Source organism: Cupriavidus sp. FW305-3-2-15-C-LB2, from assembly GCF_058787575.1.
In genome coordinates this window covers 37349-56576 of sequence record NZ_JBYSZW010000020.1, presented here as the reverse complement: position 1 = coordinate 56576, position 19228 = coordinate 37349, and the positions used below count along the sequence as shown (strand labels likewise).

Annotated in this window: 26 protein-coding genes and 1 tRNA gene; 9 read left to right on the top strand and 18 right to left on the bottom strand. The window is 63.5% G+C overall.

What is annotated here, in order from left to right:
• The first annotated feature begins 16 nt into the window (after positions 1 to 16).
• The 4 genes from AC3WRR_RS16545 (at position 17) to AC3WRR_RS16530 (ending at position 3405) form a co-directional block, all read left to right on the top strand.
• On the top strand, positions 17 to 358 hold the full coding sequence (locus AC3WRR_RS16545; protein ID WP_492297496.1) for a hypothetical protein: 342 nt from the start codon (positions 17 to 19) through the stop codon (positions 356 to 358).
• 41 nt (positions 359 to 399) lie between these two features.
• Positions 400 to 1206 (top strand): hypothetical protein, encoded by an 807-nt coding sequence (locus AC3WRR_RS16540; protein WP_010809188.1) that lies wholly within the window; start codon positions 400 to 402, stop codon positions 1204 to 1206.
• A 174-nt stretch (positions 1207 to 1380) separates the two neighbouring features.
• Positions 1381 to 2994, top strand: a complete 1614-nt coding sequence (locus AC3WRR_RS16535; RefSeq protein ID WP_010809187.1) for a flagellar assembly protein A — start codon at positions 1381 to 1383, stop codon at positions 2992 to 2994.
• 255 nt (positions 2995 to 3249) lie between these two features.
• A complete protein-coding gene (locus AC3WRR_RS16530; RefSeq protein ID WP_010809186.1) occupies positions 3250 to 3405 on the top strand; it encodes a hypothetical protein in 156 nt (51 codons plus the stop codon).
• A gap of 61 nt (positions 3406 to 3466) precedes the next feature.
• Here AC3WRR_RS16530 and AC3WRR_RS16525 read toward each other — a convergent pair whose 3' ends face one another.
• Positions 3467 to 4579, bottom strand: coding sequence for a CapA family protein (locus AC3WRR_RS16525; protein WP_167686574.1), 1113 nt, complete (start codon positions 4577 to 4579; stop codon positions 3467 to 3469).
• Between the two features lie 245 nt (positions 4580 to 4824).
• Here AC3WRR_RS16525 and AC3WRR_RS16520 point away from each other — a divergent pair, with 245 nt between their 5' ends.
• The 5 genes from AC3WRR_RS16520 to AC3WRR_RS16500 all read left to right on the top strand — a co-directional run bounded on the left by AC3WRR_RS16520 (position 4825) and on the right by AC3WRR_RS16500 (position 9577).
• On the top strand, positions 4825 to 6213 hold the full coding sequence (locus tag AC3WRR_RS16520) for an FAD-binding oxidoreductase (RefSeq protein WP_010809184.1): 1389 nt from the start codon (positions 4825 to 4827) through the stop codon (positions 6211 to 6213).
• A 130-nt stretch (positions 6214 to 6343) separates the two neighbouring features.
• Entirely contained in the window at positions 6344 to 7261 is a 918-nt protein-coding gene (gene ppk2 / locus AC3WRR_RS16515) for a polyphosphate kinase 2 (protein WP_439671441.1), read from the top strand.
• Positions 7262 to 8017: 756 nt separating this feature from the next.
• Complete coding sequence (locus AC3WRR_RS16510) at positions 8018 to 8542, top strand: hypothetical protein (protein WP_492297494.1); 525 nt, start codon at positions 8018 to 8020, stop codon at positions 8540 to 8542.
• Between the two features lie 119 nt (positions 8543 to 8661).
• The gene (locus tag AC3WRR_RS16505; protein ID WP_492297492.1) at positions 8662 to 9084 is read left to right on the top strand and encodes a hypothetical protein; all 423 of its coding nucleotides are present in this window, start codon (positions 8662 to 8664) and stop codon (positions 9082 to 9084) included.
• 25 nt (positions 9085 to 9109) lie between these two features.
• Complete coding sequence (locus tag AC3WRR_RS16500) at positions 9110 to 9577, top strand: hypothetical protein (RefSeq protein ID WP_492297491.1); 468 nt, start codon at positions 9110 to 9112, stop codon at positions 9575 to 9577.
• A gap of 99 nt (positions 9578 to 9676) precedes the next feature.
• Here the strand turns inward: AC3WRR_RS16500 and AC3WRR_RS16495 are convergent, their stop codons facing one another.
• The 17 genes from AC3WRR_RS16495 to AC3WRR_RS16415 all read right to left on the bottom strand — a co-directional run bounded on the left by AC3WRR_RS16495 (position 9677) and on the right by AC3WRR_RS16415 (position 19221).
• Positions 9677 to 9979, bottom strand: coding sequence for a hypothetical protein (locus tag AC3WRR_RS16495; RefSeq protein ID WP_492297489.1), 303 nt, complete (start codon positions 9977 to 9979; stop codon positions 9677 to 9679).
• Positions 9980 to 10806: 827 nt separating this feature from the next.
• On the bottom strand, positions 10807 to 11064 hold the full coding sequence (locus AC3WRR_RS16490) for an HNH endonuclease (RefSeq protein ID WP_492297488.1): 258 nt from the start codon (positions 11062 to 11064) through the stop codon (positions 10807 to 10809).
• A gap of 1 nt (position 11065) precedes the next feature.
• Positions 11066 to 11458 carry a hypothetical protein gene (locus AC3WRR_RS16485; protein WP_492297486.1) on the bottom strand — a complete coding sequence of 131 codons (393 nt, stop codon included), beginning with the start codon at positions 11456 to 11458 and terminating at the stop codon, positions 11066 to 11068.
• Positions 11459 to 11461: 3 nt separating this feature from the next.
• Positions 11462 to 11668, bottom strand: a complete 207-nt coding sequence (locus AC3WRR_RS16480) for a hypothetical protein (protein WP_492297485.1) — start codon at positions 11666 to 11668, stop codon at positions 11462 to 11464.
• Positions 11617 to 11901 carry a hypothetical protein gene (locus AC3WRR_RS16475; RefSeq protein WP_492297483.1) on the bottom strand — a complete coding sequence of 95 codons (285 nt, stop codon included), beginning with the start codon at positions 11899 to 11901 and terminating at the stop codon, positions 11617 to 11619. Before AC3WRR_RS16475 ends, AC3WRR_RS16480 begins: the two co-directional genes overlap by 52 nt.
• Before the next feature lie 10 nt (positions 11902 to 11911).
• Positions 11912 to 12895 (bottom strand): phage major capsid family protein, encoded by a 984-nt coding sequence (locus AC3WRR_RS16470; protein WP_492297481.1) that lies wholly within the window; start codon positions 12893 to 12895, stop codon positions 11912 to 11914.
• A 27-nt stretch (positions 12896 to 12922) separates the two neighbouring features.
• Positions 12923 to 13231, bottom strand: coding sequence for a hypothetical protein (locus AC3WRR_RS16465; protein WP_492297479.1), 309 nt, complete (start codon positions 13229 to 13231; stop codon positions 12923 to 12925).
• On the bottom strand, positions 13228 to 13446 hold the full coding sequence (locus tag AC3WRR_RS16460; protein WP_492297478.1) for a hypothetical protein: 219 nt from the start codon (positions 13444 to 13446) through the stop codon (positions 13228 to 13230). The genes AC3WRR_RS16465 and AC3WRR_RS16460 overlap by 4 nt, the downstream gene beginning before the upstream one ends.
• Positions 13447 to 13516: 70 nt before the next feature.
• On the bottom strand, positions 13517 to 14005 hold the full coding sequence (locus tag AC3WRR_RS16455; protein WP_492297476.1) for a hypothetical protein: 489 nt from the start codon (positions 14003 to 14005) through the stop codon (positions 13517 to 13519).
• Between the two features lie 20 nt (positions 14006 to 14025).
• A complete protein-coding gene (locus AC3WRR_RS16450) occupies positions 14026 to 14415 on the bottom strand; it encodes a hypothetical protein (protein ID WP_492297474.1) in 390 nt (129 codons plus the stop codon).
• Between the two features lie 454 nt (positions 14416 to 14869).
• Entirely contained in the window at positions 14870 to 15529 is a 660-nt protein-coding gene (locus AC3WRR_RS16445; protein ID WP_492297473.1) for a YdaU family protein, read from the bottom strand.
• A complete protein-coding gene (locus AC3WRR_RS16440) occupies positions 15529 to 15825 on the bottom strand; it encodes a hypothetical protein (protein ID WP_492297471.1) in 297 nt (98 codons plus the stop codon). The genes AC3WRR_RS16445 and AC3WRR_RS16440 overlap by 1 nt, the downstream gene beginning before the upstream one ends.
• A gap of 140 nt (positions 15826 to 15965) precedes the next feature.
• The gene (locus AC3WRR_RS16435) at positions 15966 to 16277 is read right to left on the bottom strand and encodes a hypothetical protein (RefSeq protein ID WP_492297469.1); all 312 of its coding nucleotides are present in this window, start codon (positions 16275 to 16277) and stop codon (positions 15966 to 15968) included.
• A 120-nt stretch (positions 16278 to 16397) separates the two neighbouring features.
• Positions 16398 to 16907, bottom strand: coding sequence for a hypothetical protein (locus AC3WRR_RS16430; protein WP_492297467.1), 510 nt, complete (start codon positions 16905 to 16907; stop codon positions 16398 to 16400).
• Positions 16904 to 17920, bottom strand: a complete 1017-nt coding sequence (locus AC3WRR_RS16425) for a tyrosine-type recombinase/integrase (RefSeq protein WP_492297465.1) — start codon at positions 17918 to 17920, stop codon at positions 16904 to 16906. The genes AC3WRR_RS16430 and AC3WRR_RS16425 overlap by 4 nt, the downstream gene beginning before the upstream one ends.
• A gap of 58 nt (positions 17921 to 17978) precedes the next feature.
• A tRNA-Thr gene (locus tag AC3WRR_RS16420) sits at positions 17979 to 18054 on the bottom strand.
• A gap of 150 nt (positions 18055 to 18204) precedes the next feature.
• Positions 18205 to 19221 carry a class 1 fructose-bisphosphatase gene (locus AC3WRR_RS16415; RefSeq protein ID WP_011614834.1) on the bottom strand — a complete coding sequence of 339 codons (1017 nt, stop codon included), beginning with the start codon at positions 19219 to 19221 and terminating at the stop codon, positions 18205 to 18207.
• Positions 19222 to 19228: the final 7 nt, after the last annotated feature.

Here is a 19228-nt window from a genome sequence, read left to right as displayed (position 1 = left end):
AGAAAAAGGAGAAGTCATGATGTCGTACTGGATTCCGCGTGCCTGCCTGCCGGTCATGCTGGCGCTGGCCGTTGCCGGCTGTGGCAAGGAAGAAGGGCGTTCCGTAGCGGCCAGCGATGCCTTGCCGAAGGCCTGCCAGGAAGCCGAGGCCGCGCAGCGCGCCTGCACCGAGAACATGGCGGCCCAGCTCGACAAATCGGGGCAGGCCGCGGCCGCCCAGACCCTGCGCGACGGGCTGCCCGGCGAGCTGGAATCGATCCGCACGCGCTGGGCCGACGTCTCCGACAAGGATGGCCTGGCGCAGTCCTGTGCGACGGTGCGCGACAGCTTCCGCGACATGCCGCAATGCAAGGACTGACTGCCGGTGCTTTGCTGAACTGACCAATGGAGAGGCGACAGATGCCGAAGAATTCCGACCGCGCTAGCGCGCGGCAATCCCTGGACCGCCGCACGGCGCTTGGCGCAAGCGTGGCCTTCGCTGCGCTGCTGCTGCCGGCAGCCGCAGCGGCCGGCGTTTGCGATGCGCCGTGGATGCATGACGGCGGCGAGATCCGCATGACCATGCAGGGCGGTGCGCCGGGCACGGCGACCATGTCCGTGTCCGGCGTGCGCAAGTCGGGCAAGGGCCAGTGCAATGCCAATATCAGCGTCGTGTCGAATGTGGCCGCGGCCGGCTCGGGCAACGAGACGCGGCTGGACTACACCATGGCGGTGATCGAAGACCGCCTGACCATCTCGCGCGGCGGCGCGCCGGGCAAGGTCGAGGGCAAGAGCGCCGCCGGCACGGCATCGGGCATGCTCGACAGCAGCGCGGTCGGGACCCTGGCCTATGGCGGCGTCATTGAAGCGGAAGGACAGCGGCTGCCGGGCGAATCGCAGACGGTGCGCATGGACCTGCAGATGACCGCCGCCGGCCAGAGCGCCGGCCAGGCCAGGATCCCGTCCGCCAAGGTCACCATCGGCGGCAAGGTCGTCGGCAAGCGCGCGACCATCCCCACCCGCCTCGGCCAGAAATCCTGCTGGCCGGTCCGCTACGAGCGCAGCACGACCATGGCGCCGGTCACGGTGGCGGGCCACACCGTGTCGGTGCCGCCGGCGAGCGCCAGCGTTACGGACTGGTACTGCCCCGACATGGGCCTGGTCATGAAGCAGGAGGTCGTGCAGAACGGCCAGACCGGCACCATCGAGGTGGTCTCGGTCAAATAGCCCGGACATCGTCCGGATCGTCCCCCAGGCTTCTCCACGAAGGCGATGGCAGCCCGGCCGACGCGGCAAGGTGTGCGCTAAAGTTCTCCGCGCTGCTGCCGTTGGTTTATGGATCGATAACAAGCGGAGCGCCGGCACCCGCCGCGCGGCTGCACAAGACGATTCAGGGGACGCATGACGCATGAGTCGGGTTTGCGCCTGGAGCTTGCCGAGCCAGGCGAGCAGGTGCATGCGCGCTACACGCCGCAGCCAGGCAGGCTGCCGCCGGACCAGGCCAGCCTGCGCCAATGCCTGGACAGCCTGGGCTGGGCCGGGGCGCGGCTGGATGCGCGCGCGGTGGCGCAGTTCCTGGCGCAATGCCAGCGCGCCGAGCATGAGATCGATGCCACCATCGGTGCGCTGATCGACGGCGCGTTCGAGCTCGACATCACCGCCGACGGCCTGGCCGTGCGGCTGACGCTGCTGCCAGCCGAAGGCGGCCGTCCGGTCGGCGCGGAGGACATCCGCTGCGCCGCGGCGGCGCGCGGCGTGGTGGCGCCGATCCAGACCCTGGCACTGGACGCCGCGCTGGCCGAAGGCCGTTGCGAGCTGCGCACCATTGCCGCCGGCGTCGCGCCGCGCCAGGGTGAGCCGGCGCGCTTCATCAACCTGCTCGAACCGCGCAAGCCGGCGCAGCCTGACGACGAGGCCGGCAAGGTCGACCTGCGCGACCTGGGCAACCTGCTGCTGGTCAGCCCCGGCACGCCGCTGATGCGGCGCGTTCCGGCGGTGCGCGGCAATGACGGCGTCGACGTATTTGGCAAGCCCGTCGCCGCCGATCCGGTCGATGACCCGCCCTTTGCCGAAGGCCTGACCGGCGCTGCCGCCGATGCCGACGATGCGGAGCTGCTGCGCGCGGTGATCGCAGGATCGCCGGTGGTGGGCGTGCACGGCATCTCGGTCAGCCCCGTGGTGCAGGTGGAATCGGTCGACCTGCACTCAGGCAACGTGGCGTTCGACGGCACGCTGCGCGTGTCGGGCGACATCCGCACCGGCATGTCGGTCAACGTCAGCGGCGACGTGGTGGTCGAGGGCACCATCGAAGCCGCCAATGTCGAGGCCGGCGGCAATGTCATCGTCAAGGGCGGCATCATCGGCAAGGCCGACACCGGCCGCACCGAAGGCGGCATCAGCCGCGCCAGCGTGCGCTGCAAGGGCGCGGTGAAGGCGCGCTTTATCGAAAACGCCGTGGTCGAGGCCGGCACCGAGGTCAACGTCGAAAGCGGCATCCGGCAGAGCGATGTTGCTGCCGGCGAGCGCATCGTGGTGGGCGGCACCGGCGCGCAGGGCAGCATCAGCGGCGGCCGCAGCCGTGCCTTGCTGGCGGTGCGCGCCGCGGTGCTGGGCGCACCGGCCGGCACCGCCACCAGCATCCAGGTCGGCCTGAATCCATTTGCCGACGCACAGCGCGCCGCGCTGGAAGCCGAGCGCCGCGGCATGCTGGCAGAGCAGAACAAGGTCAAACAGCTGGTGGATTTCTTTGCCAAGCATCCCGAGAAGGCCGTTGGCGACCTGCGCGAGAAGGCGCGCGCGACACTGTTCAAGCTGTCGCGTGACCTGTTCGAGCTGGAGGCACGCTTGACCGAACTGGGGCAGCAGATGCAGCCGGCCGCCGAGGCCGTGATCGACGCCGCGCGCCGCATCCATGGCGGCGTCACGCTGCAGGTAGGCAGCCGCGTGCTCAAAGTGATGGAAGACAAGCCTGGCGGCCAGATCCGCCTGGTCGACGACCGCATCGCCGTCAACTGAACGCGCGCTGTTATCCGCGGGGATTTGTACTATGCTGCAGTTATGTCCTGGGGTGCCGCAGGATGGGCGAGAGAGCTAGAGTCGGGCAGTGAATGAAGAAGCGGATCAGCACTCTGCGGAAGCGTTACACGGAACCAACTCACGTGGCACTGGAATAACCGGAAGGCCAGCCAGCAAGGCTGGCCTTTCTGCTTTCCGTGACAGCTGCCAGGCGAACTACACTGAAGGTGCAACCATTACCCAAAGGAGGTTGCTATGGCCGCGACCTTGATTACCGCGCTGGTCCTGATCGCCCTCGTTGCGTGCGCCGCATTTGCCATCTGGATGTTGCGGGAAAAGAACCCGACGCTGCTGCAGCAGCAGGAGCAGTCAGTGCGCACATGGTTTGATCACATGATCCATCGCCACTGACGCCTGGCGATTGGCTTTCGTGCAGCCCGCCGCAACGGCGGGCTTTTTCATGGGCTGGGGTTTATGCCGCCCGCAAACGCAGTTCATGCAAGCCGCTGCGCTCCACCCGGGTGCCGAGTGCCCGTCCCTCGTCTTCAAACATGGCCTGCAGCCACGCCATATCCACTTCGCGCGCGTAGGCCAGACGGAAATGGCTGCGCCGCAACGGCACCAGCCGCAGGTCGGCGCTGCCGCCGGCATCGAAGCTGACAAAGGCCATCAGCGCCAGGTCCGGCCGATATTCGTCGTAGCCACCGATGCCTTCGTAGTCGTTGATGAAATCGCCGCAGCCGTACAGGATCGGCTTGCCGGCATGCAGCTCAATCCCGAGCGGATGATGCGAGGAATGCCCGTGCACGATGTCGATTTCGCCGCCCTCTACCAGCGCGCGGGCGAAGGAGCGTTGCGCGGGGTCGATGTGGTAGCCCCAGTTCGGGCCCCAGTGGATCGATACCACCACGATGTCGCCGGCACGCCTGAACTTGCGCACCTGCGCGGCAATGCGTTCGCGCGATGCCACCGACCAGTCTTCCAGCAGGTTCACGCCGGAATGTCCGGCGCTGGCGCGCCAGGCCGCGGGGGTGCCGGCATTTTCCATGGCAAGGGCCAGCACCAGCACGCGGCCGCCGCCGGGCCGCGGCAGCAGTGCGGCGTGCGCCGCGCTTGCCTCGTCGGGGCCGGCGCCGGCATGCGCGATATGCGCGCCGTCCAGCGCTGCCAGCGTATCCGTCAGGCCCGCGCGTCCCCAGTCCATCACATGGTTGTTGGCCAGCACCGCGCAGTCGATGCCGGCGGCCTGCAGGCAGGCGACATTGCCCGGATGCATGCGATAGTGCACCGCCTTGCCGGGCCAGACATCGTCGCTGGTGGTGATGGCGGTTTCCAGGTTGACGATGCGCGGCCGCGCAGCGCGGCTTTCCAGTTCCGCCAGGGCATCGCCCCAGGGGTATTCCGGCGCGGCGGGGCGTGCGATCGGGCCGGCCTTATGCTCGGCCAGGCGCACGTAGTCGAGCGCTGAATGTACATACGATTCATGCAGCAGCGGCTGGCTCGGATGCGCGAGGATCTGGTCGATGCCGCGCCCGGTCATCACGTCGCCGCACAGGAACAGGGGAGGGTGGCTGGCTGTGTTCATGGTGCGGACGGACGGCGCGAGGGCGCCGTCCCGGCTGTTCATTCATGATAGGCCGGCAGGGTGGCGGGGCGGCATGAACGCGTTGCGGCACTTGCCATGGGGATTGTGCGCGTGGGGCCAGAGCCCCATTTACATTCAAGCGGTGACTGCCTTAAATGATCTAGTCATCGGTCCTCGTGGCCATTTCCCTGCACCCAGACGCCGCGCGCCGTCCGATGTTTCCAACCAGCATCGGGAGGCACACTATGGCCCAGCCATCGCAGGAACACATTGAGGCACTCAAGGCGCAGCTGCGCGGGCGCCTGCTGCAGCCGGACGACAGCGGCTACGACGAAGCGCGCCGCATCTGGAACGCGATGATCGACCGCCGTCCGCCACTGATCGTGCAGGCCGCGGGCGCTGCCGACGTGATCGCCGCGGTCAACTTCGCGCGCGACCATGGCGTGCTGCTGTCGATACGCGGCGGCGGCCACAATATCGGCGGGCTGGCGATCTGCGAGGACGGCATGGTGCTGGATCTGTCGCAGATGAAATCCGTGCGCATCGATCCCCACGCGCAACGCGGCTATGTGGAGCCCGGCGCCACGCTGCGCGATTTCGACCATGAGGCGCAGGCCTTCGGCCTCGCCACGCCACTGGGCATCAACTCCACCACCGGCGTGGCCGGGCTGACGCTCGGCGGCGGCTTCGGCTGGCTCAGCCGCAAGTTCGGTACCACCGTCGACAACCTGGTATCGGCACAGGTCGTGACCGCCGACGGCAAGCTGGTGCGCGCCAGCGCCGACGAGAACGCCGACCTGTTCTGGGCGCTGCGCGGCGGCGGCGGCAACTTCGGCGTGGTGACGATGTTCGAGTTCCGGCTGCACCCGGTCGGCCCCGAGATCTATGGCGGGCTGATCGTCTATCCGCTGGAACAGGCCGCCGCGGTGTTGCCGGCCTACCGTGAACTGTTCAAGTCGATGCCTGACGAGCTGACCGTCTGGGTAGTGCTGCGCCAGGCGCCGCCGCTGCCGTTCCTGCCGCCCGAGACGCACGGCAAGCCGGTCGCGGCACTGGCGATCTGCTATATCGGCCCGCCTGACAAAGGCCCCGAACTGGTCGAGCCGTTGCGCAAGCTCGGCACGCCCTATGGCGAGCATCTCGGCCCGATGCCGCTCACGGCATGGCAGCAGGCCTTCGATCCATTGCTGACACCGGGCGCTCGCAACTACTGGAAATCGCACAACTTCGCCGGGCTGGACGACGGCCTGATCACGATGCTGATCGAACAGATCGGCAAGCTGCCCTCGCCGCAATGCGAGGTCTTTATCGGCGCCATGGGCGGGCAGACCAACCGCGTCGCGCCCGATGCGACCGCCTATGCCAGCCGCGATGCCAACTTCATCATGAACCTGCACGGGCGCTGGGACGCGCCCGCTGACGACGACAAGTGCATCAGCTGGGCCCGTGAAGTGTTCCGCGCGGCAGCGCCCTTCGCGCTGGGCAGCGTCTATGTGAACTTCCTGACGCAGGAAGAAACCGACCGCATCGGCGCGGCCTACGGGCCCAACTACGACCGGCTGGTCGAGGTGAAGCGGCGCTATGACCCGGGCAACCTGTTCCGCCACAACCACAACATCAATCCGGCGGCGTAACTGGCGTAATCTGCAGGGACAGGCAGGAAGGCGGGGCAGGGCGGGTGGCCTGCCCCGCTTTCACGCGGCTGCAATACCGGCATGCGAGTATCGGCGCGACCGCGTTGTATCCACAGGGAGAGCAGATCAGATGAGACCGGGCGAAGCAGAGCTGGTGCGGCGCATCCACAACGAGGTGGCCGACTACTACGACGAAGAGATCGAACTGGAACTGGACGACCGCGAAGCCAGCGAGGCCTTCGGCGATCCGGTGCACCTGGACGACGAGGCCGAGCAGGACAGCCGCCGCCACTATTTCCGCGAGCTGTTCCGCCTGCAGGGCGAACTGGTGCGGCTGCAGAGCTGGGTGGCAGCCACCGGACACAAGATCGTCATCATCTTCGAAGGACGCGACGCCGCCGGCAAGGGCGGCGTGATCAAGCGCATCACGCAGCGCCTGAACCCGCGCGTCTGCCGCGTGGCGGCGCTGCCAGCGCCCAACGACCGCGAACGCACCCAGTGGTACTTCCAGCGCTACGTGGCACACTTGCCCGCCGCCGGCGAGATCGTGCTGTTCGACCGCAGCTGGTACAACCGCGCCGGCGTCGAGCGCGTGATGGGCTTCTGCTCCGACGACCAGTACGAGGAGTTCTTCCGCTCAGTGCCCGAGTTCGAAAGGATGCTGGTGCGCTCCGGCATCCGGGTGATCAAGTACTGGTTCTCGATCACGCACGACGAACAGCGCCTGCGCTTCCTCAGCCGCATCCACGATCCGCTCAAGCAGTGGAAGCTGAGCCCGATGGACCTGGAATCGCAGCGCCGCTGGGAGGACTACACCAAGGCCAAGGAAATCATGCTCGAGCGCACGCATATTGCCGAGGCGCCGTGGTGGGTGGTGCAGGCCGACGACAAGAAGCGCGCACGGCTGAACTGCATCCATCACCTGCTGAGCCAGGTGCCCTATGCGGAAGTGGAGGCGCCCAGCGTGGTGCTGCCGGGGCGCGAACGGCATGAGGACTATGTGCGGCAACCGGTGCCGAAGGAGATGATCGTTCCGGATGTGTATTGAGGGAACAGCCCCTAGGGTTTGCACGGGTGCGCCATCGTCCCCCTGGGGTAGGCGGCTACCTATAATGAAAACAGCCACCTGTAAATCCAAGGGTGGCCGTTATCGTGGAACTGCTAGTTTTTTGGGCGGCCATGGTTGCTGCCTACCTCCTGATGAAGCGTGCCGGCTGCTTCAGCCAGCCGGTGCTTTATCCCGATTTCGACCATCCTTTCCGTTACTGGTGGGCGCATCGGCTGGGGCGCCCGCTGCCACCGCCGACTTTGCCCGATCACAGGCAACAAAAAACCCGGAGAGCGTGATGCTGTCCGGGTTTGCTTGTGTGGGCGATGCCCTGGAATTCTGTGGTGCCGAAGAGAGGAATCGAACCCCCGACCTTCTCATTACGAAGCACGGAACCGGTACGCCACGGCGCCGATTCTACTACGGTTCTACTCCGCTTCTACTACGGTTCTACTCCGTTTCGCTAATGTGGCTGCTACGGTACTGGGGCGGCGCGCCGACGCGTCGGTCGTCTACACTGAAAATGCCACTGCCACGCGGTGGCCGTTTCACCAAAGCATGGGCGGGTAACACCGCCCACTTTTTTGTCCTGCCGGGTCTGCCCGTGCCACAGCGCCGCAACGGCGCAGCTACCGACCCGGGGCACACCGTGGCCGTCGTTCAGCCTCGCGGCGCGGCCCGGTTCTTTTTTGACGGTGCGACATGCCCGGGCTGATATATTGCTGCCCGGGTCCACGCGTTCACCGCAAAAACAACATGGCACAAGAAATAATCCTGATTGGGAAACTCATGGTCCGGTCGTCCGCAAAAGGATCGGAAAAAATCGATGCGTTCGCGGGCTGGATGCTGGCCGCTTACGCTGCGGTGCTGGCGTTCATGCTCGGCAAGATTGGGGAGTTGGCCGACTACCTTGCCCCGACGACGCTTCCCATGCTGGTGCGTCTGTTCCTCGCCGCGATGGTCTGCGCCATCGTCACAAAGTTTGTGTCCCTGTTTATAAGTTCCCTGAACGGCGGCGCCGAAGCAGGGGACAGCGCCGTTAAATCAATGGGCGGTGTGCCCCTTAACCTAGACGTGTTGCTGGCAGAGTTGGAAAAGTCCGCGTGGGGCTTGAACAAATGGGGTATCCGGTGGGCGGTCAAGCGGATGCGCCAAGGGGATTTCGCTTGCACCGGACGGCTTGCCGGCAAAGCCTTGCAGCTTCAATCAGTTCTCACGCTGGTGCAGTCGGCCATCACGTTTTGCGCGGTGTGGGCGCTGTATCGGGGTCTTGTGATTTAGCAGCGCGCCGGGCGCCGGCATCACGGGCCGCTTGCCGAGCGGCGGTCCTGCGGTGTCGCTCCCCCATGCTCGCCACCAGCCTTAGAATATCTGTACTACGAAAATAGCCAAAGATAAGCATGAGCAAGCACGAAGGGTTGTCACGCGTTGCAAAGGCGCTGCGGGGGCTTGGTGTTGTCTGGATGTTGTTCTGCATTGTCGGCGCTGCGATATTCGCTTGGGGCGGGGAGCGACGGTCGTTGACCCGCGACGAACAAATCGCACTCTATGAAAGGCAGGTCGGCCATAGCATCGAAAATGACCTGCGCAATCTGCCGACCGCAACAGACAAAGACGATGCTTTTACACGGTTTATGGGTGGAAGCCGCGTCCTGGCAGCAGAGGAGCAAAAGACTCAGATTCTGGAAAAACACTTCGGCGGAACAAAGCCAGAAATGCGGGAAGCCGACTGGGTTGCGGCTGGCGTTTTCCTCGCGGCAGGGCTTATAGGATTTGGTTTTGTTTGGGGGCTTGGGTGGATCGTTGCCGGCTTTGCGTCTTGAACACCAAATATTCCGGGGAAAGAACGTGTGCGAGCCAAATTCGCTGTGTTTCGAGCTTTTGAAAGGGGCGCCGGTCGCGTTCATTACGCTGGTCATCGGTGGCGTTGCCGGGTTCATCGCATGGCGCCAGTACCGAGTCGCCAAGGCGAAACTGAACTTCGATCTCTTCGAAAGACGACTTGCCATCTACGACGCGGTGATTTTCTTCATTGAGAAAGGGGGCCAGAACCTCCACAACCCGGCGCCCTACTGCGTCACGTTCAACAACGACACGGCGGCGGCAAGATTTCTGTTTGGCCCTGAAGTTGCGACGTATGTTGAGACGGTACGCAAGACCTACTTGGAAATGGCTCAAATGCAGCGAAAATTGACACCCGGCGATCCCGACGGGGCGGTAAAGGAAATCACGAAGAAAGACGAATGGCTTCGTGCTCAATTGACTGACGCAAAGGGCGTGTTCGGAAAGTATCTCGATTTCTCTAAGTGGTCGTAGCGTGACGCTCGCGTTCAGGGGCGCGGCGTTCGTCCTTCGTCATGCAATCCCGATGTCATGAAAAAAGGGGCGACGGCCCCAAGCCGTCGCCCCTTCCCGTTATTGCATGGTTCCGCTGTCGCGGTGAATCATCCAGAATTCCGCTTCGGACAACGGCCGGAGCCGATGCCCGCCCGGCACTTGCTGCAATTCAAAGACACCAAGGCATAAGGCATCGTCCGCCATGACGCCGCACAACAGCTTGGACGCCTTGGCGTAGAACTGGACCTGTACCGGGTCTTCGATTTCCAGCCCTTGCCGCTTCTGCGCTTCGAGCATGTCCAGCACTGCCCCTGCCACATGCTTGGCAGCTTTGCGCGACAGCGGAAAACCGTCTTCCACAAACAACGTGATGGCTCGCATAAATCCTCCATTCGATTGAACCGATTGAAGGACGCGAAGGGCAACACATCCCGAGCCGTTGCCTTCGCATCGTGGCGCAGATGCGCCCCGTGCCAAGCCTTGCCGCGTACCCGCCCGACGGGGTGCCGGGCTTCGTCAGGATGCACGGCCGATTCTACCGGCCCATCCACGTTCACGGATTAGGGTTAGCGGCTGTTGCGGCGGTGGTGCTGGTTGCCGTGGTGGCAATGGATGCCGGCGCCGATATTCCACGTGTGGGCGGCGCCTAGGCTTACCCGTCATTACTGCGGTACGTTGGACAGTCACCATAAAAAAAAGCCCCCGGGGACCGGGGGATACCCCGGGGGCTGTAAATGCGGGGCGAACATCAGCTCCCCGCGTATTCCATGCTGGACGATGGTCCCTGGATAAGCATCCGCCATAGTGTCTACACTGTTGCCGCAAGAAGATTGTTTCAATGACGAACAGGAGAATTACCCGGATTCAGACCGGACTTGCCTCAGTAATGCAGAAAATTGTTCAAAAATCGGATACGTTCGCAGACTCTGCAAACGACTATCAAGGATAGTTAGTATAAATTGCGCGATCCATAGCGATAGTTCACGAAGATTGCATGGTCGGCCGATTTGGGGGGCGATTTTTCGGACTTTTTTCGCGTTGCTGAGCGAGGCCCGCTGGCGCACTTGCGTGGCGCTTTCGCCACCGCCCCCCCCGCCGCGTGATGCCCGCGCGACTCGCAGGACGCGCCAGAACGCGCTGTGGGCGATTTTTCTGTCGTTGACCGGTAGCCACTGGCTTGCGGCGTTCGTGGCGCCACGGGGTAGGATTCAAGCGGCAGCCGCATGGGTCGCAACATCGGCCGGGCGCTTGCTCGTGCTGTAGCAGTGCCAGCACAGCAACCGCAGGTTGGACATGACCAACCCAAGTTCCGGGTGGGTGGCGCGCGGCTTGACGTGGATCAGCCTGCCGCCAGCGTGCCGCACGTCCGCGCCGCAGCACAGACACGTGAACGCATCGCGCCTCATGACGGCGCGCCGTACCTTGCGCCACGCCTCGGACTGGTAGAAATCGGCATCGGGTGTCATGTCAGGCGGCCTCCTGTTGTTCGTCGTCGGATTGCATGGCGGCCAGCAGCACCAGCGCGCAGCGGCATGTCACACCGTTGTCCAGGTGGTTGGCCATCGTGATGCGCAGGGACGGCGGCGGCGTGGCGGCGATGCGCTGCGCGAGGTCGGCAACAGCGGCTAGCAGCGCGCAGGCATCGCGGCACCGAACGCACTTCACCCGACCCGCCAGCGTGGTGTGGCGTTGCTCCACGCTCAATTGGAAGCCCCTGTGGCCGTGCCGCTCGGCCACGCACACAAACAGGCCGGGGCCGCGCCGTTCGTACTCGCGCCATTGCAACGCGCGGCCGTTCTTGGCGTCCATGCGCGATGCCGGGCCATCGCCGCTTGTAGCGGCAGCGGTGAACATTTCCATGGCTCAGGACTCCACCGCGCCAACCACACCAGCGGCGCGCACGCGCGGCTTGACTGATTTGGCCGCTGTCTCCAAGGCGGCGATGCGGTCTTCCGCGTCCGTGATGCGTTCCACCAACACGTCAATTAGCGGTCCCAATGCACGCCATTGCTTTGGCGTCAGGCCGGAAAGAATCTTGTCAGTTTTAAAGGTGTCAGTTTCGAAGGACATTTTCCGTACCCCTTAAATTCCAGTTGGGGAATTTCCCCAGTTGGATGGCCGCGTTCGGCGGCACTGCGCAGTATGGTCATGACTTCCGTGACATGGCCCACGACTTCGCGCAGTGCCTTGCCTTGCTGCGCGAGTAGGTCCGCCAGTTGCTTCTGACGGGCCTCTACTTCGCGCAGTCGTTCGGCATAGGACGCCATCAAGCCAGCGATAGCTTCCTTTTCCTTTGCGGACATACCTATCGCATCACCACGTGGCGCCAGTCAGCAGGGCCACGCGGCCGGCGCGGCGCTGCATCCACGACAGCGGCAGCACCATGCGGACACCGAAGGCGCCGATTTGCCACAGGGATGTGACAGGCGATGCCGCAGCGCCGGCACCATCCACGGTGGCGGTCGGGGCATCGTTCATATGCACCACGCCTTCTTCCGTGCGGCTGATTTCCACGGCATCGCCAACAGAGAACACAAGGTCTTGCCCGTCCAGATACGCGACAGTGCCGGCTGGCACGTGCCCGCTCAAGATGACTTGCGCGCGCCCGATGACGCCGCCTTGCAGGATGTTGGCCGCCGCCGCGCCAATGCTTTGCACATCGTTTATCAGGAACACCGGCCGGATTGCGTTGGGCACGTTGCCCACCAATTTGGCAAGGTCGGCCGCTGCGTCTGCACTGCCGGCAATTGCGGTCACGCCTGCGAACAGGCCGCCCGGTGCGGCATCGGTGCCGGCATCGTCGGACAGCAACACCAGATCACCGCCCGCGCTAATGACCTCGCGCGTGATGGCTTCCACCAGCGGCGAGGCACCGGGGACGTTGGCCAGTTCCTGCGAGTAGGCCGCGATGACAGCCAATTTCTGTGTGCGGAAATTCGGGCCACCGAAGGCGCCGGCCATCACGGGAATGGGTTGGCCTTCACCGACGAACGCGGCCGCCGTGTCATCGGTGCGAGTGGGCACCCGGATGCCTGGACCTGCGTCTATCTTGATGGCGTTGGCCAGCAGTTGGCCAAGGACGCTATCGGGCAACGATGTCACGTATGCGGCCACGGCTTCGCGCACCAGTTCTTGCGCCCATCCCGGCGTCACGGTATCGGCCGGCGCCTGCGCGGCCTTGAGCATCGCGCCCACATCGGTACATCCGGTGTCACCCGCAGCGTATGCGCGCACGGTGGCGGCCAACACGACAGCGAAGGGGGAACCGTTGCGGCCTTTGGTGATGTTGAGTTGCATTTTCCGTACTCCAAAATTGATTTGGTTTTATTGCTTGGCCTCGCGGCACGCTTGGTCAAAGCCGGCGCGCACTGCCACGCCGATACGCAATTGCATTTCCTCCGCTGCGTCCTCGAAGTCTTCCGGCATCAGCACTTCCACAGGGCAGGGCGTGCAGCCTTCTGAGAACAGCGCCATACCGGCCACCTGCGCGATAACCATTAGCTGTTGTTCCGTCAGTGCTTCCGCGTCCCACCGATAGCGCCCGGCTTCAACATGGAGCCAGTAAGCGTCACGGCCACAGGGATAGACCACGATGCGCGGGGCCTCTTCGTCGTCGTGAGTGCTGACCGTCATTGCTGGCCCTCCACCATGTAGCGCGCAATCGCGGCACGCAGTTTGTCTGCCCGGTCGTCCATGGGGCAGGTGTAGCCGGCTACCTGCATCACGATTACCAGCGCATCAAATGCGGTCGCTATGTCTGCGGCTTGCGCGGGGTTGGCGGACTCGTACACCGCGAACCAATCGCGGTCTTGTTGCGTCAGCCCGCCAAATGTTGTTTGTGTTGCCATGCGCATGTCTCCGTGTCTGTAATTCAGCGTAGGGGGTCGGTTTACCGTTTACAAGTCGGCCATGGAAAACCTAGCTGGCAGGCCCATCGCTCGCGGTTGGCAACATGCCGGCCAACCGGCCTCCCACCGATTCTTCAAACTCAAAGACAGGTTCCGCCATCGTGCGGCGAAACTTCGAAATCGGATGTTTGCGAATCTCCGGCGTCGCAAGCCAGCACCCTTGCTGCGTCTCCAACACCATGGCCACGACTTCACAGCTTCCCGGCATGTCTTTGACGCTGCCAGAATATGGGGTGCCGGACTCCGCTGTTGCGTGCCATGCTTCGGACACGAAGAAGACGAAGTGCGCCCCAACGATGCGTGCTGCATGTTGGATATGGCCGCGTGTCGCATCGCCATCGTCCTCGGGCACGGGAAAGATGTGCATTCCGTTGTCCGAGAAAAGGAACGCCACCGGGTCAATCTCTTGCCCTTTTTCCAGCCACTTGCGCACCATCGAAACGATGGCATCAATGTGCGGCTTGGCCTCGGGGGGGACGGGGAATGTGGTCATCGTCATGGTGGTGTCTCCGGTAGTGGTCAAACTCTGGTGGTGGGTGCGAACACTCCGCGCGGGAACAAGGCTTCGATTGCCTGCATGAAAACCATGGTGGACGGATCGCACCATTGCTTCTCTGCAAGGACTTCCGACAGCGGCACCGGCCGCCACAGGTCCGGCAACAGGCAATGGAAATCCTGGCCAAGCACCACGAAGACGTGGCCGTATTCGCAAACCAAGCCGGCTTCGGCATCGCCAAGTGCGGCCAGTCGAAAGGTGCGGCGCAGCGGGCAGCACAGGTCGCGCACGTCCGCAGGATCGGTCGATACGACCCATTGCCCGGCTTGCCCGGCCTGTTCGATGTGCCGCAACAATTCGCCGCCAGTGTTGGGCCACGCTGGCGCGCGCGCGGCTTCGCTTTGATGCGTCATGGTTGGTTCTCCTTTGGGGGGTGGTCGGCTTCGCCAGCTACAAGGCGTTCGTATCGCGCACGGTCTTCGGGGAAATCGGATAGCGATTTGCGAGTACTGCGCTTGTGAGGCTTCGCGGGTGTCGCCACGCCCGTTAGTGCCTTGGCAATGCCGCGTGTTGCTTGCCACTCGCGCTGCCACTTCGGTGGTGGTCGCGGTGGTACTGGTGGGGGTGGGCGTTCCATGCGCTGGACTTCGGGAACGATCCCGGCACGCGCCCGCGCTTCGTGGATGCGCGCACCGAAATGCTCGGCTTGGGCTTGCAGGGAAACAGCGGGTGCGCGGCGCAATCGGTCGAGAATGTCCGACCGCAGGTCAGCCGGCCATGCTTCAAGGTCCGCCAGTTCGCTGGCCCACTGCTGGCACTGCGACAGCCACAGGCGCACGTCTTCGGGGGGAGGTAGGCGGTCCATGGTCAGCCCACCATGCCGCCCGACTGCGGCGCCGCGTCGTCCTGCGATGCGGCAGGCGAACCCTTCTCTGCAAGCCGCTTGTGCCTATCGTCGCCCGGCGCGCCAGGGGTTGGCGGTGAAGCGGAATTTGCAACGGTCGCGGCCTCGCGCGCGACCACAGACGTATCTGAAACCCCTATGTTTTGTTTGTAGTTTGTAGTTAGCTTTGCTGTAGGTTTTTCAGGCGGAAAGCTATAGGTTTGCTGTAGGTTTTCCTCAAACCCGGCGTCATCAAAACCGGTAGCTTTTCCCGCGCCGCCGTCCGCGCCGTTGCCATCGAAAACCTGTAGGTTTTTTTCCTTGCGTGGCCGGCCACCCTTCTTTCCGTTGGCCCGCTTGGTTTCCCGGTAGGCGCGCTGGGTCGCAACTTGGTCGATGACACGCGGATTGACCCATCCTTCCGGGGTCTGGACGAAGTACCGTTCAAGGACATCCGCCACCGCGCGGCGCTGCAAGTTGGTTGTGGCGCCAATGCGCTTGCACAAACTACGTATGTCTAGTTCCAGCGGGTGTTCGGTGTCGTAGTGAATTTCTAGTAGGCGTCTTAGGGCAAGGTCTTCGGTCCATGACAGGCCGCGCGTGGTGGCCGCATAGTCACGGTGGAACCACAGGTAGTAGTTCATCACTGCTCCCCAACAGGCCGCACCGGGCCATGGGCATAGCGTGGTTCTACCTTCCACCACCCCGGCGCGAGGGGCGCGGCCTTCCCGTGCGCCGGGAACAGTGCGGCATGGGTCAGGCCAAGCGCGTGCAGGATGTCGGATAACGGGCAACACTTAATGCAGTGCAATCCCGTCTGGCCGTCGCCATTCGTGCGGATCAACATATCGGACTCACACACGGGACAGTCCGCCACCCATTCGCAGTAGTTGCGCCGCACTGCATTGCGTACCTTGTTCAAGATGTCCGGTTGTGCCATGTCTAGAACCATGTAAAGAGTTTTGGGCAAAGCTCCGCCCATTCCGCCCGGCCAATGCCGGGCGGGTCTATCGCACTTGGTTCGTTCCGTTTTCGTGTTGCTGCGCTGGCGCGTTCTGGGTCGCGCTCAGTGTGGTGTCGCTACGCGTTGGCTTGTTCGCGCGCTGCGCGGTAGGCGGCTTCGCGCGTAGCCTGTTTCTGCGAGCGGCGCCGAATCTGTTCAACGACTGCCGCAAACAGGCCGGATTCGTCGGTGGTGTAGTAGCGTTGTCGGATGCGGAAAATCAGTCCGCGCTCCAATAGTTCCGTCTTGAATTCGCGGTCCCGCAGGTGCCATTCGAATCCGTGGTCAGACGCAAATAGAACGCTGCCCGTGGTATTGCGCCACGTTTCGCCGTCACCCATGACGGGCTTGACTTGGGGAGGGGGTGTTACCTTGCCGTTGTTCTCCATGGTGTATGTCCCTGTTGATGGTTGCCAGTACCGGCGCGGCCCGGTGCGCCTGCAATCCATCAAAGGAAACAAAAAAGGTCGCCACAATGTGGCGACCTCGAAAACTCGGCTATATCAATTTTAGGGTGATGGGCGACGCTGGCTGTAGGCGGCTACAGCCTGTTTGATGACGGTAAGGCCGCGTTTGGGTACATGTTGCGCCATGACATCTGCATACAGTGCCGTCACCTTCGGCTGTCTGTCTGGTGCAATGAGCAATTCCCGGCCGTATAGTTGATCAAACAAGCTGGCGATCCGGCGCTTTTCGTCCTCGCTAGCTGCCTTGTCGTTGCGCGTCTTGCGTGCATCCACGCGCTTGTCCAATCCTTGCCGCATCAACTCGCCGGCCGGCCCTCGAAAAAACGATGCCAGTTCTTCGGAAATTGCAACGCGCAGAAGTCCTCGGCGTGTGTCTTCCGGTAGGCCTGCAGAACGGTGCAGCGCGTCAGCGGCGGCAAGATGCAACGCGCATTCCAGTCCTCGATGCATTTGTTGGATGGGTTCGCCTACTACCACCGTAGCGTCATTCGCCAGCACATTGACTAGGTGATAGTGTCCATCCGCCCCCCGCTTTGGCTTATTCGTTGTCATGCGATATTTCCGAGTACGCGGCCAACCAGTGCGGCCTTCGTGTCTGTCGTCAGGTGGCTGTATCTCCGCGTCACGTCCAAAGTCTTGTGGCCTAGCACGTCCGCGATTTCCAATAAAGACGCGCCGGACTGCGCCAAATACGATGCGCAGGAATGCCGCAGATCATGGAAGCGGAAGTTCTCGATGCGAGCGGATTTCATGGTCACGGCCCACGCCTTGTTGGGCTGGAACGGCTTTGCGCCGTCCCCTGTGGTGGCGGGGAACAGGTAGGCATCCGGCTTGCCCTTGCCGAAACGTTTGATTTCGGTGATGACAGCAGGCACTAACGGCAAGACGCGTTGGTGCCCGTTCTTAGTCGCGTGCAGGTGGGCGGTGCCGGCATCCAAGTCCAAGTCCCGGTAGCGCAGATTGAGCATTTCGGACTTGCGCGCCCCCGTGGTCAGGGCCAGCAGGACCAGCAGATAGAGGCGCGGCCATGTCGAAGCGCGGCACATGGCGAGCAAGCGGCGGCGTTCGTCTTCGGACAGGAACCGGGTGCGAGCGTTGTTGGTCGGCAGGCCCGGGATTTCACGGCATGGATTGGTCCAGCCGCGTGGCATCATGCGGCGCTGTTGTGCCCACGTCAGCAGGGCAGACAACACGACCTTGGCCCGGTTGACGGTGGCGGGCTTGGGCAAGCCGCATTCCTTGTATCGGGGCGTGCCGTCTTCGTGCTTGCCAAGGTATTTCATCACCGGCGTGGCGGCGATGTCGTCCAGCACGTTGTGGATGACGTCGGCATCCAATTCCGAGGCAATTTCGTCGCCTAGGTAACTGGTCCAGCGGGCAAGTACGGGGGCGCGGGTCGCGTCACGACCGGCGTAGGCCGCCATGTACGCGTCCGCAAGTTCGCGGACCGTCAGGCGTTGGCGCGAAGGGGCATCGCGTAGGGCGTGCACCTTGGCGGTGGGATATGCCGGATGGGCAGCCGGCAGCACAACTTTACGGCTTTGGGTGGAAGTCTGGATCGTCATAGAGCACCTCATTCGTTGTAAGGTGTGACGAACCGGAAAACCGCGCCGGTATTGGCTTTGGTGCCGAAGAGAGGAATCGAACCCCCGACCTTCTCATTACGAATGAGCTGCTCTACCGACTGAGCTACTTCGGCAACATGTTCCGGTGAACTGGAACAGCCCGCAATAGTAGCAGCGTTTTTCCGCCTTGTGAACCCCTTGTGTGTCGCCCGTGCCATCCGGCCGGGGCCAAAAGAAAACGGGGCGCCACCTGGGCGCCCCGTCCTGTTGCCGCTCGGCCGGAATCAGGCCTTGTCTTCGGCTTCCAGGTGGTAGCGGGTGACGCGTTCCACTTCGTTCTTGGAGCCCAGGATCACGGAGACGCGCTGGTGCAGTTTTTCGGGCTGCACGTCCATGATGCGCTGGTGGCCGTTGGTGGCGGCGCCGCCGGCCTGTTCAACCAGCATGGCCATCGGGTTGGCTTCGTACATCAGGCGCAGCTTGCCGGGTTTTTCCGGCTCGCGCTTGTCCCACGGGTACATGAAGACGCCGCCGCGGGTCAGGATGCGGTGCACGTCGGCGACCATCGAGGCGACCCAGCGCATGTTGAAGTTCTTGCCGCGCGGGCCTTCTTCGCCGGCCAGGCATTCGTCGATATAGCGGCGCACGGGCGGGGCCCAGTGGCGCATGTTCGACATGTTGATGGCGAATTCCTTGGTGTCGTCCGGGATCGTCACATTGGAGTGCGTCAGCACGAAGCTGCCTGCCTCGCGGTCGAGCGTGAACATGTGCACGCCGTTGCCGACGGTCAGCACCAGGGTGGTCTGCGGGCCGTAGACAGCGTAGCCGGCGGCGACCTGGTGGGTGCCGGGCTGCATGAAGTCGGCCTCGGTCACGGTCTGGCCCGGCTTGGGCATGTGCAGCACCGAGAAGATGGTGCCGATCGAGACGTTGACGTCAATGTTCGACGAGCCGTCCAGCGGGTCGAACATCAGCAGGTATTCGCCCTTCGGGTAGCGGTTGGGAATCTCGTAGAACGATTCCATTTCTTCCGACGCCATCGCGGCGAGGTGGCCGCCCCATTCGTTGGCGTCGAGCAGCACTTCATTGGCGATCACGTCCAGCTTCTGCTGGGTTTCGCCCTGGACATTGCCGGTGCCGGCCGAGCCCAGCACGCCGGCGAGGGCGCCCTTGCTGACAGCGTTGGAAATGGCCTTGCAGGCGCGCGCGACCACTTCGATCAGCAGCCGCAGTTCGGGCTGGATCGTGTTGTGCTTGCGCTGCTCCTCGACCAGGTAGCGGGTGAGGCTGATGCGAGTCATGGTTGGT

Bases quoted from the DNA above. Each gene is read 5' to 3' on its own strand.
- AC3WRR_RS16545 (WP_492297496.1), top strand. From the start codon at position 17: ATGATGTCGTACTGGATTCCGCGTGCCTGCCTGCCGGTCATGCTGGCG.
- AC3WRR_RS16540 (WP_010809188.1), top strand. From the start codon at position 400: ATGCCGAAGAATTCCGACCGCGCTAGCGCGCGGCAATCCCTGGACCGC.
- AC3WRR_RS16535 (WP_010809187.1), top strand. From the start codon at position 1,381: ATGACGCATGAGTCGGGTTTGCGCCTGGAGCTTGCCGAGCCAGGCGAG.
- AC3WRR_RS16530 (WP_010809186.1), top strand. From the start codon at position 3,250: ATGGCCGCGACCTTGATTACCGCGCTGGTCCTGATCGCCCTCGTTGCG.
- AC3WRR_RS16525 (WP_167686574.1), bottom strand. From the start codon at position 4,579: ATGAACACAGCCAGCCACCCTCCCCTGTTCCTGTGCGGCGACGTGATG.
- AC3WRR_RS16520 (WP_010809184.1), top strand. From the start codon at position 4,825: ATGGCCCAGCCATCGCAGGAACACATTGAGGCACTCAAGGCGCAGCTG.
- ppk2 (WP_439671441.1), top strand. From the start codon at position 6,344: ATGAGACCGGGCGAAGCAGAGCTGGTGCGGCGCATCCACAACGAGGTG.
- AC3WRR_RS16510 (WP_492297494.1), top strand. From the start codon at position 8,018: ATGGCACAAGAAATAATCCTGATTGGGAAACTCATGGTCCGGTCGTCC.
- AC3WRR_RS16505 (WP_492297492.1), top strand. From the start codon at position 8,662: ATGAGCAAGCACGAAGGGTTGTCACGCGTTGCAAAGGCGCTGCGGGGG.
- AC3WRR_RS16495 (WP_492297489.1), bottom strand. From the start codon at position 9,979: ATGCGAGCCATCACGTTGTTTGTGGAAGACGGTTTTCCGCTGTCGCGC.
- AC3WRR_RS16490 (WP_492297488.1), bottom strand. From the start codon at position 11,064: ATGACACCCGATGCCGATTTCTACCAGTCCGAGGCGTGGCGCAAGGTA.
- AC3WRR_RS16485 (WP_492297486.1), bottom strand. From the start codon at position 11,458: ATGGAAATGTTCACCGCTGCCGCTACAAGCGGCGATGGCCCGGCATCG.
- AC3WRR_RS16480 (WP_492297485.1), bottom strand. From the start codon at position 11,668: ATGTCCTTCGAAACTGACACCTTTAAAACTGACAAGATTCTTTCCGGC.
- AC3WRR_RS16475 (WP_492297483.1), bottom strand. From the start codon at position 11,901: ATGTCCGCAAAGGAAAAGGAAGCTATCGCTGGCTTGATGGCGTCCTAT.
- AC3WRR_RS16470 (WP_492297481.1), bottom strand. From the start codon at position 12,895: ATGCAACTCAACATCACCAAAGGCCGCAACGGTTCCCCCTTCGCTGTC.
- AC3WRR_RS16465 (WP_492297479.1), bottom strand. From the start codon at position 13,231: ATGACGGTCAGCACTCACGACGACGAAGAGGCCCCGCGCATCGTGGTC.
- AC3WRR_RS16460 (WP_492297478.1), bottom strand. From the start codon at position 13,446: ATGGCAACACAAACAACATTTGGCGGGCTGACGCAACAAGACCGCGAT.
- AC3WRR_RS16455 (WP_492297476.1), bottom strand. From the start codon at position 14,005: ATGACGATGACCACATTCCCCGTCCCCCCCGAGGCCAAGCCGCACATT.
- AC3WRR_RS16450 (WP_492297474.1), bottom strand. From the start codon at position 14,415: ATGACGCATCAAAGCGAAGCCGCGCGCGCGCCAGCGTGGCCCAACACT.
- AC3WRR_RS16445 (WP_492297473.1), bottom strand. From the start codon at position 15,529: ATGAACTACTACCTGTGGTTCCACCGTGACTATGCGGCCACCACGCGC.
- AC3WRR_RS16440 (WP_492297471.1), bottom strand. From the start codon at position 15,825: ATGGCACAACCGGACATCTTGAACAAGGTACGCAATGCAGTGCGGCGC.
- AC3WRR_RS16435 (WP_492297469.1), bottom strand. From the start codon at position 16,277: ATGGAGAACAACGGCAAGGTAACACCCCCTCCCCAAGTCAAGCCCGTC.
- AC3WRR_RS16430 (WP_492297467.1), bottom strand. From the start codon at position 16,907: ATGACAACGAATAAGCCAAAGCGGGGGGCGGATGGACACTATCACCTA.
- AC3WRR_RS16425 (WP_492297465.1), bottom strand. From the start codon at position 17,920: ATGACGATCCAGACTTCCACCCAAAGCCGTAAAGTTGTGCTGCCGGCT.
- AC3WRR_RS16415 (WP_011614834.1), bottom strand. From the start codon at position 19,221: ATGACTCGCATCAGCCTCACCCGCTACCTGGTCGAGGAGCAGCGCAAG.